The 13,634-nt window shown below is 63.3% G+C and carries 12 protein-coding genes; 6 read left to right on the forward strand and 6 right to left on the reverse strand.

The features are described 5' to 3' along the window. Window positions 1–184 precede the first annotated feature (184 nt). A complete protein-coding gene (locus B9N88_RS31030; protein ID WP_027607904.1) occupies window positions 185–1,360 on the forward strand; it encodes an MFS transporter in 1,176 nt (391 codons plus the stop codon). Here B9N88_RS31030 and B9N88_RS31035 read toward each other — a convergent pair. Together B9N88_RS31035 and B9N88_RS31040 are read right to left on the reverse strand one after the other, a co-directional pair. Beyond that, window positions 1,354–2,391, reverse strand: a complete 1,038-nt coding sequence (locus B9N88_RS31035) for an alpha/beta hydrolase family protein (protein ID WP_027607905.1) — start codon at window positions 2,389–2,391, stop codon at window positions 1,354–1,356. The two genes, B9N88_RS31030 and B9N88_RS31035, sit on opposite strands and share 7 nt — an antisense overlap. A 240-nt stretch (window positions 2,392–2,631) precedes the next feature. Beyond that, the gene (locus B9N88_RS31040) at window positions 2,632–3,243 is read right to left on the reverse strand and encodes an FMN-dependent NADH-azoreductase (RefSeq protein WP_027607906.1); all 612 of its coding nucleotides are present in this window, start codon (window positions 3,241–3,243) and stop codon (window positions 2,632–2,634) included. Window positions 3,244–3,369: 126 nt separating this feature from the next. On the opposite strand from B9N88_RS31040, the gene B9N88_RS31045 reads away from it, so the two are divergent. Beyond that, window positions 3,370–4,278, forward strand: coding sequence for a LysR substrate-binding domain-containing protein (locus B9N88_RS31045; RefSeq protein WP_027607907.1), 909 nt, complete (start codon window positions 3,370–3,372; stop codon window positions 4,276–4,278). Next, window positions 4,275–4,637, forward strand: a complete 363-nt coding sequence (locus B9N88_RS31050; protein ID WP_027607908.1) for an MmcQ/YjbR family DNA-binding protein — start codon at window positions 4,275–4,277, stop codon at window positions 4,635–4,637. Before B9N88_RS31045 ends, B9N88_RS31050 begins: the two co-directional genes overlap by 4 nt. Here the strand turns inward: B9N88_RS31050 and B9N88_RS31055 are convergent. Both B9N88_RS31055 and B9N88_RS31060 read right to left on the reverse strand, forming a co-directional pair. Beyond that, entirely contained in the window at window positions 4,620–5,003 is a 384-nt protein-coding gene (locus B9N88_RS31055) for a DUF1294 domain-containing protein (protein ID WP_027607909.1), read from the reverse strand. The genes B9N88_RS31050 and B9N88_RS31055 overlap by 18 nt on opposite strands. Beyond that, complete coding sequence (locus B9N88_RS31060) at window positions 5,000–5,830, reverse strand: undecaprenyl-diphosphate phosphatase (RefSeq protein WP_027607910.1); 831 nt, start codon at window positions 5,828–5,830, stop codon at window positions 5,000–5,002. Before B9N88_RS31060 ends, B9N88_RS31055 begins: the two co-directional genes overlap by 4 nt. Before the next feature lie 229 nt (window positions 5,831–6,059). On the opposite strand from B9N88_RS31060, the gene B9N88_RS31065 reads away from it, so the two are divergent. The 3 genes from B9N88_RS31065 (at window position 6,060) to B9N88_RS31075 (ending at window position 8,951) form a co-directional block, all read left to right on the forward strand. After that, window positions 6,060–7,694, forward strand: coding sequence for a methyl-accepting chemotaxis protein (locus B9N88_RS31065; RefSeq protein ID WP_027607911.1), 1,635 nt, complete (start codon window positions 6,060–6,062; stop codon window positions 7,692–7,694). A gap of 178 nt (window positions 7,695–7,872) precedes the next feature. Further along, entirely contained in the window at window positions 7,873–8,436 is a 564-nt protein-coding gene (pnuC, locus tag B9N88_RS31070) for a nicotinamide riboside transporter PnuC (RefSeq protein ID WP_027607912.1), read from the forward strand. Continuing rightward, entirely contained in the window at window positions 8,433–8,951 is a 519-nt protein-coding gene (locus B9N88_RS31075) for an AAA family ATPase (protein WP_027607913.1), read from the forward strand. Before pnuC ends, B9N88_RS31075 begins: the two co-directional genes overlap by 4 nt. Before the next feature lie 93 nt (window positions 8,952–9,044). Here the strand turns inward: B9N88_RS31075 and ggt are convergent, their stop codons facing one another. Beyond that, the gene (ggt, locus tag B9N88_RS31080) at window positions 9,045–10,769 is read right to left on the reverse strand and encodes a gamma-glutamyltransferase (protein ID WP_027607914.1); all 1,725 of its coding nucleotides are present in this window, start codon (window positions 10,767–10,769) and stop codon (window positions 9,045–9,047) included. 92 nt (window positions 10,770–10,861) lie between these two features. Further along, the gene (gene metC, locus B9N88_RS31085; protein ID WP_027607915.1) at window positions 10,862–13,564 is read right to left on the reverse strand and encodes a cystathionine beta-lyase; all 2,703 of its coding nucleotides are present in this window, start codon (window positions 13,562–13,564) and stop codon (window positions 10,862–10,864) included. Window positions 13,565–13,634: the final 70 nt, after the last annotated feature.

Here is a 13,634-nt window from a genome sequence, read left to right on the forward strand (position 1 = left end):
CTGCGCAGCCCAGCGCGGGGCAAGCCCGCTCACCACAAAAGCCCGTTCACCACAACAAGCCTGCTCACCACAAAAGCCCGCTCGCCACAGTAGGACGGTTTCTCAGCCAAAGTAGTTAGCCTGCTTCCTTTTCCCCCAAGCCCTTGCCATGATGCATTCACCGCCCGCCCGCGAACGAGTGCCCATGTCCAACGCCGCCCCCTCCTCCCTGTCGATCACCCTGCAGATCGTCTCCATCGTGTTCTACACCTTCATCGCCTTTATCTGCATCGGCCTGCCGATTGCGGTAATCCCGGGCTATGTCCATGAGCAACTGGGCTTCAGTGCGGTGGTGGCCGGGATTACCATCGGCTCGCAGTACCTGGCAACCCTGCTCAGCCGCCCCATGGCCGGGCGCATGTCCGACAACGTCGGCACCAAGCGCGCGATTGTGCTGGGGCTGGCGGGCATCCTGGTCAGCGGTGTATTGACGTTCTTCGCCACCCTGGTGGACAGCCTGCCCAGCCTGAGCCTGGGGATTCTGATCGTCGGCCGGCTGTTACTGGGCGTGGCCCAGGGTCTGATCGGCGTGGGCACCATCAGTTGGTGCATGGGCCAGGTCGGGGCGGAGCACACGGCGCGGTCGATTTCGTGGAATGGCATTGCCTCCTACGGTGCCATCGCCATCGGCGCGCCGCTCGGAGTGGTGATGGTCGCCGAATATGGCTACACCAGCCTGGGTATCGCGCTGTCGGTGTTGGCGGCGCTGGGCCTGATGCTGATCCGCAACAAACCCTCGGTGCCGGTGGTGCGTGGCGAGCGCCTGCCGTTCTGGGCGGTGTTCGGGCGCATCGCACCCTTTGGTGCCAGCCTGTGCCTGGCATCCATCGGCTACGGCACCCTGACCACCTTTATCACCCTGTATTACCTCAATCGCGGCTGGGCCGGCGCGGCGTACTGCCTCACGGTGTTTGGCGTATGTTTTATCCTCTCGCGGCTGCTGTTCATCTCCGCGATCAGCCGGTTTGGCGGCTTCAGGGCGGCGATTGCCTGCATGATCATCGAGACCCTGGGCCTGACACTGCTATGGCTGGCACCGTCCACCGGCGTAGCCTTGATCGGTGCAGGGCTGACCGGCTTTGGCTTGTCGCTGGTGTACCCGGCGCTGGGCGTTGAGGCCATCAAGCAGGTGCCCAACAGCAGCCGCGGTGCCGGCCTGAGTGCCTATGCGGTGTTTTTCGACCTGGCCCTGGCGATTGCCGGGCCGTTGATGGGCGCCGTGGCGCTGAACCTGGGTTACAGCTGGATTTTCTTCTGCGCAGCGCTGTTATCGGTCACGGCGCTGGGCGTGACCTTGCTGCTCAAGCGCCGCGCTTACTGATCGGCGGTCTGCAAGCCGGCGCGGGTAGCCTGGCCGAGGGTATGGGTGAAAAAACGCCCGGCCTCGGAGATCAGGTCGCGGTGGATGCCTTCACGGTCGACGCCGTCCGCATCGGTGCAGATGGCCGGCATCGCGGCCAGTTGGTCGCTGTCGCACGGCGCCATGAACACGAAGTGCCCTGCCCCCGCCAGCAGCTTGAAGTCCGGTGGCTCCGGCAGTTTGCGTGCCAGGGCGGCGGCATTCTTGTCGACCGCCACCAGCTTGTCGCCATCGCCGCTGTAGAGCAGCACCGGCACATGCACGTCGGCCAGGGTGTGGCGGCCGAACATCAGGCTCAACGGCGCCATCAACATCAAGGCATGAATGCGCGGGTCGGATTGCGGTTGCAGGTCGTCACGGTCCACCACCAGTTCGCCCTTGGTGGTGCAGGCATCACGATCTTCGGGGCGTTCCTGGCAATAGCGGCGCAGGCGGTCGAAGTCCGGCTTGGCTCCCGCCAGGATCAACGCGGTTTCGCCACCGGCCGAATAGCCGATAACGCCCACCTGATCGACGTTGACGAACGGCGACAGCATCGGGTCGGCCAGGGTCGCGGTGATCGCTTCGGAAATCTGGATCGGCCGGCCGTACAGGTTACTCACCGTGCCCAGGCGGCTGTGGTCCTTATAGTTATCGCCGGGATGCAACACCGCGACCACCACAAAGCCTTTGCGCGCCAGGGAGGTGGCCAGGTCATGCAGGGCCAGCGGCGTACCGGTGTTGCCATGGGACAGCATCAACATCGGAAAGCGGCCAATGGCGATCTTGGAATCTTCGCTGGCGGCGACGTGGTAGGGACCCAGTTGCGTGCTGTGTTCATCGTCGGTGGACGGGTAGAAGGCCACGGCTTTCATCGGCTGCAGGTCCAGCGGGTCGAGAAAGCTCATGCGGTGGAAGCCCACACTCCAATGGGGGTGCGGCGCGGGCGCGGCGTGCACTGAAATCAGGCCGCCGAGCAGGGAAAGAACCATAACAGCACAAAGACGCATCATGAGGATGTCCACCTTTGCTGCGTGACCACGTTCAACACCCGCGGCATGTCTATATGAAAAGTCCATGGTTCAAGGCACTCGCATCGGGTGATAAACCCATGCGTGCATAACCTGGGCCAAAGTAATGACAGCGGGTAAACGAAAAAACTCCGTACTCCGGTCGTTTCAGGCGACAAGAATACAGAGTTTAGGCGCCCGGCTTCGGATTGAAACCGAGCAGAGGCGAAATTTACACAAGCCTTACGCAGCAGCGAACAATTGTTCGTTGATGAGCACGTTGGCGTCGCTCAGGGATTTGCTGCGCACTTCATCACCGTAGGCCAGGCCATGGGCGCGGACGAATTCGATGTCGGTAATACCGAGGAAGCCCAGCATCACCTTGAGGTATTCCTCGTGGGCCACACCGGTTGCCTGGCCGACATGCATGCCGCCGGAGGTGGACACAATGATGACTTTCTTGTTACCGCACAGGCCTTCAGGGCCCGCTTCGGTGTAACGGAAGGTCTGGCCGGCAACGGCGATGCGGTCGATCCAGGCTTTCAACTGGGTTGGAATGGTGAAGTTGTACATCGGCGCACCGATCACCACGGCGTCGGCGGCGAGGAATTCGGCCAGGCTGTTGGCGCTCAGGTCGGCCTCGTGCTGTTGTGCGGCGTCACGCAGTTCGGCGGCGGTGCCCAGGGCGCCCAGGGTCGCGCCGGAGAAGTGGTTGATGCCTTCGCTGGCGAGGTCACGGTAGGTCACTTCCACACCTGGCTCGGCCGCTTGCCAGGCCTTGACCACGCCAGCGCTGAGCTGCCGGGAAGCCGAGTTGTCGCCGAGGATACTGGAATCGATGTGCAACAGTTTCATGGTGGATCTCCGAGGGTGGGATCGACAGTGGCGATCAGATGGAGGGGATGCTACGCATGAAACCAATAGTCGATAAGACGCCTGAAATGCGATAGTTTGTCCCACTGACAGGACAATAGGCTGACCATGCAAGACCTCAACGACCTCTACTATTTTGCCAAAGTCGTCGAAGCCGGCGGCTTTGCGGCGGCCGGGCGGCTGTTGGGCATTCCCAAGTCGCGGCTGTCGCGGCGCATTGCCGAGCTGGAAGAACGCCTCGGCGCGCGCCTGCTGCAACGCACCACGCGGCAACTGACCCTGACCGCCGTCGGCGAGCGCTACCTGCGCCACTGCCAGGCGATGCTGCTCGAAGCGGAAATGGCCGACGAGGCCGTCGCCAGCATGTCCAGCGAACCCCGTGGGCGGCTGAGGGTGACGTGTCCGGTGGGCCTGGCGCAAAACATGATGCCGGATGTGGTCGCGGGTTTCCTGGCCGCCCACCCCCAGGTGCAGTTGGAGATGACCCTGGTCAACCGCCGTGTCGACCTGGTAGCCGAAGGCATCGATGTGGCGCTGCGCGTGCGCGAACTGGGCGATGAAGACCCGCTGCTGGTCACCAAGCGCCTGCGCCCGGCCCAGACGGCACTGGTCGCCAGCCCGAACTTTTTGCACGGTCGGCACATCAACAGCCTCGACGACCTCAAGCAACTGCCGATACTCGGCGCGCTGGAAGCAGACCGCATGGTGCACCAACGCATCCTCGATCCCGAAGGCAACCCCCACGACCTGGTGATGGAAGCGCGCCTGGGCGTCGATGACTTCAACGTACGCAAGGCCAGCGCCATCATGGGCCTGGGCTTTACCGTGCTGCCGATGATGTACTGCGAAGAAGAACTGGCCAGCGGCCGGCTCGTACAATTGCTGCCGGAATGGTCGTTGCCGGGCGGCTGGCTGCAGGCCGTCTACCCGCATCGCCGTGGCGTGCTGCCGGCGATTCGCGCCTGGATCGATTACCTGGAAGAAGGCTTCAAAAGCTGCGGAGACCGCCTGCTATGAAAATGACCGAAGCACAGGTCGCAACGTTCTGCCTGAGCCTGCCCGGCGCGCGGGAAGACTACAAATGGGGTGGCGTGCGGGTGTTCTCGATAGCAGGCAACAAGATGTTTGCCCTGCAAAACCTGCGCGGCGACTCGCTGGCGTTCAAGGTCGACAAGGAATTGTTCCTCGGCCATGTGGACCGTCCCGGCATCCACCCGGCGCCGTACCTGGCACGCGCGCAGTGGATCATCATGAACACGCCCTACCCGCTGGGGGCCGAGGAACTGCGTAGCCTGTTGCAGCGCTCCCACCAGTTGGTGGTGAGCAAATTGCCCAAGCGCACACAGGTGGGGTTGCTGCTAGAGAACGGACAGTAGCGTGCCACCGAGGAACAATTGGTCCAGCCAGAACACCTGGTGCAACAGCACGATCACCCAGAACAGCACCTGGTAAGACACCTTGCGTGTCTTGTGCCGGAACACCTGCTGGGCAATCAGCGCCCCCGGCCAGCCGCCCGCCAGTTCCACGGCGTGGAGGATGTTTTCCGGAGTGCGCCAACTGTCGGTGCGGGCCTTGCGCTTGTCGCTCCAGTACAGGAAAAACGCGATCATGCTGACCACCCCATAGGCCACCAGCGGGATCACGGTTTCGCCGCGTTGCCACACCAATACCGACCCCACCAGCGGCGCGGCGCACAGCAGCACAAAGATCGCCGCTTTCAAGCGCGGATGCTGAATCATCATGCCTTGGCCGCTGCCCAGTCGATCCAGCCGAATTGCCAGGTCGCCAGGATCAGCAGACCGAACGCAATGCGGTACCAGGCGAACGCCGCGTAGCTATGGCTGGCGATGAACTTGAGCAGGCCCTTGACCGCGATCATCGCGAAGATGAACGAGGTGACGAAGCCGATGGCGAACACCGGCAGGTCCGCCGGCTGGAACAGGTCGCGGTATTTGTAGCCCGAGTACACCGCCGCACCGACCATGGTCGGCATGGCCAGGAAGAACGAAAACTCGGTGGCGGTCTTGCGCGACAGGCCGAACAGCAGGCCGCCAATGATGGTCGAGCCGGAGCGCGACGTACCCGGGATCATCGCCAGGCACTGGGCAAAACCGACCTTGAGCGCGTCTTTCCAGGTGATGTCATCGACGCTTTCGGCGTGCACTTCATGCTCGCGGCGCTCGGCCCACAGCATGACGATGCCGCCGATCACCAACGCGGCGGCCACGGTGATCGGGTTGAACAGGTAATGGTGGATCAGGTCGGCAAAGATCACCCCCAGCACCACGGCCGGCAGGAACGCGATCAGCAGGTTGACCGTGAAGCGCTGGGCATTGCGCTGGGTCGGCAAGCCGGTGACCACATCGAGGATCTTGCGCCGGAATTCCCAGACCACCGCGAGGATCGCGCCCAGCTGGATGATGATGTTGAACGCCATGGCGCGTTCGCCGCCGAAGTCGAGCAAATCGGCGACGATAATCTGGTGTCCGGTGCTGGAGATCGGCAGGAACTCGGTAAGCCCCTCCACGACGCCAAGAATCAATGCCTGAATGGCGGTCCAAAAATCCATGCTTCCCCCAAAGGTCATGCGCGGTGGCATGCCTTATCAATCTTTTAATGGTTCACTGACGAGCGCACTCAAGTGCCCGGTGTTGACCATGGTCAATGCCGGCCTGCAAAAATTCTGTGAAAAATCAGGCAGTACTCAGGTTTTGCGATTTCAGGCCGAAAGCCTATCAGACAAGGCGTAAAAGTCGATGCGACGCCCACAATTATAAAAAGCCCGGAGTGACAGGACGATGAACAGTTTGCGCAATATGTCGATCAGCCGACGCCTCTGGATGATCCTGATCGTCGCCGTGCTGATGCTGATGGCCCTGGGTTTGCTGATGCTCAAGCAGATCCACGACGACCTGTACCAGGCCAAGCGCCAGCAGACCCAGCACGTGGTCCAGACCGCCAGCGGGATCCTGACGTTTTATCACAGCCTCGAAACCACCGGCGTGATGACCCGCGAAGCCGCGCAAAAACAAGCCCTGAGCGCGGTGCGCGGCTTGCGCTATGACCACGACGACTATTTCTGGATCAATGACCTCACCCCCGTGATGATCATGCACCCGGCCAACCCCAAGCTGGACGGCCAGAACCTCTCGGCCATCCGCGATCCCGACGGGTTTGCCGTGTTCAACGAGTTCGTGATCCTGGCCAAGGCCAAGGGTGCCGGCATCATCAACTACCGCTGGCCGAAGCCGGGCGCGGAGGCGCCGGTGGCGAAAACCTCGTATATCCAGTTGTTCGAGCCGTGGGGCTGGATCATCGGCTCCGGCGTGTACGTGGACGATGTGCAGGCCGAGTTCAACAGCCAAGTGTGGAAGGCCTCGCTTATCGTCCTCGGCATCGCACTGGTGATGGCCCTGCTCGTATCGCTGATTGCCCGCAGCATCGTGCGCCCCCTGCAGGATGCGGTGAACGCCATGGGCAACATCGCCAGCGGCGAAAGCGACCTGACCCGCAGCCTCGACACCCACGGCCGCGACGAAGTCACCCAGCTGTCCCAGCACTTCAACACCTTCACGGCCAAGCTGCGCCAGGTCGTCAGCCAGTTGCAGGTGTGCGCCAACGCCCTGGGCCAGTCCTCCACGGAACTGGGCAACAACGCGACCCAGGCCCACGACCGCAGCCAGCAGCAGTCCCAGCAGATGGAACTGGTGGCCACCGCCATCAATGAAGTCACCTACGGCGTGCAGGACGTGGCCAAGAACGCCGAACACGCCGCCAGCGAAATGCGCGATGCCCAGGCCCAGGCGCAGCAAGGCCAGGTCAATATCGACAGCAGCCTGCAGCAGATCGACCAGCTCTCCACCACCATCAGCCAGGCCGTGGAAGTGATCCGCACCTTGTCCAGCGAAAGCACGCAGATCGGTGGCGTGTTGGAAGTGATCCGCTCCATCGCCGACCAGACCAACCTGCTGGCCCTCAACGCCGCCATCGAAGCGGCGCGCGCCGGGGAACAAGGCCGTGGTTTTGCCGTGGTGGCCGATGAAGTCCGCCTGCTGGCCCAGCGCACGCAAAAATCCACCGCCGAGATCCAGGCGATGATCGAGCGCCTGCAAGGTCACTCGGAAGCTGCGGTCAAGGTGATCAGCGACAGCCACAGCGCCTCGCAACTGACCATCGAACAAGCCGGCCAGGCCGGTGCCAGCCTTACCGCCATCGGCCAGGCGCTGCACAACCTCAACGGTTTGAATGCCTCGATTGCCAGCGCCACCCTGCAACAGGCCCATGTGGTGGAAGACATCAACCAGAACGTCACCCAGGCTGCGAGCCTGTCCCACAGCACCGCAATGGCGGCCGAGCAGTCCAACGTGGCCAGCGTGCATTTACGCGGGCTGAGCGAGCAGCTCGACGGCCTCTTGCGCCAGTTCAAGGTCTAACACTGCTCCAAATGTGGGAGGGGGCTACACCCCGATGGCGATACATCAGTCTGCATATGTGCAGCTGACCCTCCGCTATCGGGGGCAAGCCCCCTCCCACATTTGCCTTACTGTGTTTTGAAGATTGCTGGCCTCTGGTTACAATCCCCGCCCTCTCCCACTCTCCCAAGGAACCGCCATGTCCGGGCTTGAACTGTTCGCCGCCGCCCTGGGGGTGATCGCTGTCTGGCTGACGGTCAAGCAAAACCCCTGGTGCTGGCCCATCGGCCTGGTGATGGTGTTGCTGTACACCTGGGTGTTCTATGACGTGAAGCTCTATTCCGACATGCTGCTGCAAGTGGTCTACGCCGCCCTGCAAGTCTACGGCTGGTGGCAGTGGACCCGCGCCGGCGAGGTCAGGCAAGGGCGCCAGGTCACCCGCCTGGGTTGGCCGGCAATCATGACCAGCATGACCATCGGTGCGGTCGGCAGCCTGCTGCTGGGCGCTGCGATGGCGCACTGGACCGACGCCGCGCAACCCTGGCTGGATGCCGCCCTCACCGGTTTCAGCCTGGTGGCGCAAATGTGGATGGCGCAGAAACGCGTGCAATGCTGGCCGCTGTGGATCACCGTGGACGTGATTTTTGTCGGGCTGTTCCTCTACAAGGGCTTGTACCTCACCGCTGCGCTCTACGCCCTGTTCACCGTGATCGCCGTGCAAGGCTGGCGTGAATGGCGCGCCGACCCGGCGTTGCAACCATGAAGGTGGTGGTACTGGCCGGACCCGAATCCAGCGGTAAAAGCTGGCTGGCTGCCGAGTTGCACGCGCATTTCGGTGGGCTGATGGTGCGTGAATACGTGCGCGATTTCATGGACCGCCACCAGCGCGACACCAGCCTGGCGGATATCCCGGCCATCGCCCACGGCCAACTGTCCTGGGAAGATGCCGCCCGCGCCCGGCAGCCGCGCCTGCTGGTCCTCGACACGCACCTGCTGACCAACAAACTCTGGAGCCAGACCCTGTTCGGAGACTACCCGGCATGGCTCGACGACGAACTGCTGGCGCGGCATTACGACCTGCACCTGCTGCTGTCGCCGGATGATGTGGAATGGACCGCCGACGGGCAGCGCTGCCAACCCGAACTGGCCGACCGCCAGGCGTTTTTCCAGGACAGCCTGGCGTGGATGCAGGCGCATCGACAGGCGGTGGTGATCATCAGGGGGAGTTGGGAGGAGCGCCGCACCGCCGCGTTTGCTGCGGTAGAACAGCTGTTGTAGTGAGCGGGCTTGCCCCGCGCTGGGTGGCGAAGCCGCCCCAATAAAAACACCGCAGCCTGCCAGACAGGACGCGGTGTTTGGTTTTAGGGGGGGTTAGTAGCCCAGCGACAGGCCGGTATTACGACGCGGGTCATTCGCCCCATAGAAGCGGTTGTTGCCCACCGGCTTGCCATCCAGGGACGGTGCCCCCACCAGGATCGCCGCCAAGTGGTTGGCGTCCTGCGGCCCGGCAAACTTGTGGCCCCAGCTTTCCAGAATCTTCTGGGTGTCCGGGCTGACCGCGAAGGTCTCCAGGTTGGTGGTTTCCGGCATCCATTGCTGGTGGAAACGCGGCGCGTCCACGGCTTCCTGGATATTCATCTTGTAGTCGATGACATTCAGGATGGTCAGCAGGGTCGCGGTAATGATGCGGCTGCCGCCCGGCGTACCTACGACCATCACGGCCTTGCCGTCCTTGGTCACGATGGTCGGGCTCATCGACGACAGCGGCGCCTTGCCCGGTGCGATGGCGTTGGCTTCACCCTGGACCAGGCCGTACATGTTCGGCACCCCGACCTTGACGGTGAAGTCATCCATTTCATCGTTGAGGATCACCCCGGTCTTGCTCGCCATCACGCCCGCACCGAACCAGTCGTTGAGGGTGTAAGTGACAGAGACCGCGTTGCCCCACTTGTCCACGATCGAGTAGTGCGTGGTGTTATTGCCTTCGTGCGGAGACACACCCGGCTTGATCGCCTGGGAATCCCCGGCCTTCTGCGGCTCGATGGCGTCACGCAGCTTGGCCGCGTAGTTTTTGTCCAGCAGATGCTCGATCGGGTTCTTCACGAAATCCGGATCGCCCAGGTAGCTGTTACGGTCCACGTAGGCGTGACGCATGGCTTCGATCTGGTAGTGCAGGCCCTGGGCCGAGTGATAGCCCAGGTCGGCCATCGGGTAGCCTTCGAGGATGTTCATGATCTGGCAGATCACCACGCCGCCCGAGCTTGGCGGCGGTGCCGAGACCACGTGGTAGCCGCGGTAGTCGCACTCGATGGGCGCCAGTTCGCGGGTCTTGTACTTGTCCAAGTCGGACTGGGTGATGATGCCCTTGCCGGCCTGGCTGGAATCCACCAGGGCCTTGGCGACCCAACCCTTATAGAAACCGTCGCTGCCCTTGGCGGAGATTTCCTTGAGGGTCCTGGCCAGGTCTTTCTGCACCAGCTTCTGGCCGACCTGCAGCGGCTGGCCGTTGTGCAGGAAGATCCCGCGCATATCCTTGTCTTTTTCGAACTCACCGGTGGCGGTGTGCAGCAGGTCGATATCGCCCTGCTCCAGGGCAAAGCCGTTTTCCGCCAGCTTGATCGCCGGGGCAATCACCTGGGCGCGCTTGAGGGTGCCGTACTTGCTCAGGGCCAGCTCCATGCCGGACACGGTGCCGGGCACGCCGACCGCCAGGTGCCCCTTGGCACTCAGGCCTTCGACCACATTGCCGGCCTTGTCCAGGTACATATCGGCGGTGGCCGCCAACGGGGCCTTTTCGCGGAAGTCGAGGAAGGTCTTGCGCCCATCCGCCAGTTGCACGGTCATGAACCCGCCGCCGCCCAGGTTACCCGCCGCCGGGTACACCACCGCCAGCGCGTAGCCGACCGCCACGGCGGCATCCACCGCGTTACCGCCGGCCTTGAGTACATCCACGCCGACATGCGTGGCCAAATGCTGGGCGGTCACCACCATGCCATTTTCACCGGCCACCGGGGCCTGGGACGCGGCTTGCACGCCGCTGACCGTCAACACCAGGGCGGTGGCAATCAGTGTGCGGCTGAAGGGTTGGTATTTCATCCATGGCTACTCTAGTTATTGAGATGCACCAAAATAGCCCGTCCCGAATTTAATCCCCAGCGCAATGGCGTTTTTATTACAGAACCTGTCGGTCACAGAACGGCACGTGCAAAGCCGCGTTGCAGATCCTCGATCAACGCCGCCACATCTTCCAGACCGATATGCAGGCGCACCACCGGGTTCAGCCCACGGTCGGCCGCACTGTCGCGGTCGCCGGTGTCGGCCACGGTGACCAGGCTTTCATAGCCGCCCCACGAAGCGCCCAGGCCGAACAGCTGCAAGCCGTCGATAAACCGCTCGACGTAGGCGGCCTCGGCATTCACCAGTTCAAACGACACCAAGCCATTGCTGCCGGTGAAGTCCCGGCGCCACAACCCATGCCCCGGATGCCCGGGCAAGGCCGGGTGGAACACGCGCTTGACCTGGGGTTGCGCCTGCAACCACAGGGCGATGTCCACGGCCTGGCGTTCGTGCACATCCAGGCGCGAGGCCAGGGTGCGGGCGCCGCGCAGGATCAGGTAGGCGTCGTCGGCACTCACCGCGTTGCCGAAGGTGTCGCTCATCCTGCCCAGCGCCGGCCAGGCCGCTGGTGTGGTGCACACGCTGCCCATCATCACGTCGCTGTGGCCGCCGAGGTATTTGGTCAGGGCCATGATCGAAATATCCGCGCCCAACGCCAGTGGCCGGTACAGGTAGCCCGAACCCCAGGTGTTGTCGACGGCGAGCAGGATGTCGCGAGGCTTGCACAACGCGGCAATCGCCGGCAGATCGCACAGCTCATACAACAGTGAGCCCGGCACTTCGGCGTAGACCAGCCGGGTATTGGCTTGCAGTTGCGCTTCCAGCCCCTTGCCATCGGGTGCGAAGTAGCCGACCTCGATGCCGAACGGCTGGAGGAATTCCCGTGCCAGCTTGCGCACCGGGGAATACACCGCGTCGGTGATCAGCACATGATCGCCGGGGCGCAGGTAGGCCAGGAACACCTGGGCCGCCGCCGCCAGGCCCGTACCGTAGAGCCGTGTGCGAAAGCCGCCCTCCAGCTCGGTGACCAGGTCTTCCAGCGCATGGGAGGTCGGGTTGCCACGCGCGCCGTAGCTGAGCACCCGTTCGCTGTCGCGGCGGGCACGGGCGTCGCGCATCTGCGCCAGGTTGTCGAACAGCACGGTGCTCAGGCGCGTGACGGGTACGTTGACGGCGCGGCCGCCGTAGCCTTTTTCGGTACGCGCGGCATGGATCAAGCGCGTGCGCACCCGCGACACAGGTACCAGCGGCTTGAAGCTGGCGATTTCCGCTTCGCTCATTTGTGCGAGCAGGCCGATTTCCCAGGCCAGGTACTGGCGCGCGGCGTCCTTGTTGCCGCTGTGACGGTCGTGGGTGAAAAACAGGAAGTCGATGCACTCGGCGTCCGGCGGCGTCTGCGGATCCTGGTTGACCGGCAGGCCGGCCGAGACCCAGGCAGCGAAGCCACCGTCGAGCAACCTGGCCGACAGGCCTTCGGCAGCAAAGGCCGCCAATGCCGGGTCATCTGCCACCAGCACCAAGGGACGATGGTCGGTCTTGAGCCGCGCACGAATCGACCAGCGGGATCCGGCAATATGGCCCTTGCGGTAGGCCATGCTCGGGCGCAGGTCGATCAGGTTCACATCGCTCAATTCCAGCGCCAGGGCCTGGGCGCTGATCAGCGGCAACGGCTGATACGCCACCGTCGGCAACACCGGCAGCGCCAGGCCGCTGTCGATACCACCGCTGAGCACATAGGCTTCGTGCCCGAGTTGACGCAGCCAACTGGCGACAATCGGCGCACGCACACCATCGCTGTCCACCAGCACGATGCGTGCCTGGCGCACGCCGATATACAAGTCGGTGGACTGGATCAACTGCCCGCCCGGTGTATGTTGCGCGCCTGGCAACGAGCCAAGGGCAAACTCTTCAGCGGTGCGCACATCACACAGGAACAGGCTGCGTTGCGCGTCCTCGGCCCATTGTCGAACCTGATCCGCCGATACCGTCACCACCCCTGACCGCTCTGCCAATTGCCGCGCAGCCAGGCGCTGCCGAGCCAGGTCAGTGCTGACCTGATCGGCATAGCGCCGAGTACTGCCATGTTCCAGCTGGAAATCTTCCAGGTACCAGCCCTGGGTCCCGTTTTCCAAGGCATAGACAGGGTTTTTCAGGCCCAGGTTGATCAGGGTCTGGGCGCCGATAATGCTGCGGGTGCGTCCTGCACAGTTGATTACGATGGGCGTGCTTTCATCCGGCACCAGGTCCTGTACACGGTAGCCCAGCTCACCGTTGGGGCAGCAGATGGAACCGGGGATGGTCATCTTGCGGTACTCCTCGAACGGTCGTCCGTCCAGCACCACCAGCGGCTCGCCGCGCGCCTGCCAATCCGCCAGCTGCCGCGCAGTGACATGGGGCGTGTGACTGGCCTCTTCCACTAACTCACCAAAGGCCTTGGACGGTACGTGCACACCGGCAAACAGCTGCAACCCCGCCGCCTGCCAACCCTCGGCACCGCCCTCCAGCACATGCACGCAGCGGTAGCCCAGCGCCTGCAAACGCGCGGCAACCAGCGCCGCCACCTCGCCGCCATCCTGGTCATAGATCACCAGCCGCACCTGCGGGTTGGGCGCCAGGCGGCGTACTTCCAGCTCCAGGCGGCTATAGGGCAGGTTCACCCCATGGAACAGGTGGGCTTCGCCGTATTGCCCGTGCTCACGCACGTCGAACACGGCGATTTCCTGCCCATCGAACAGCCATTGCTGCAGTTGAAGTGGGGTGATGGTCTGGCTCATGGAAGTCCCAACAATTAAGAGAAAAGTGACTGCAACACCAACTGTGGGGGGGCTTGCCCCCGATGAGGGC

It is taken from the genome of Pseudomonas sp. LAMO17WK12:I1 (genome assembly GCF_900177315.1).
Lineage (GTDB): Bacteria > Pseudomonadota > Gammaproteobacteria > Pseudomonadales > Pseudomonadaceae > Aquipseudomonas > Aquipseudomonas marginalis.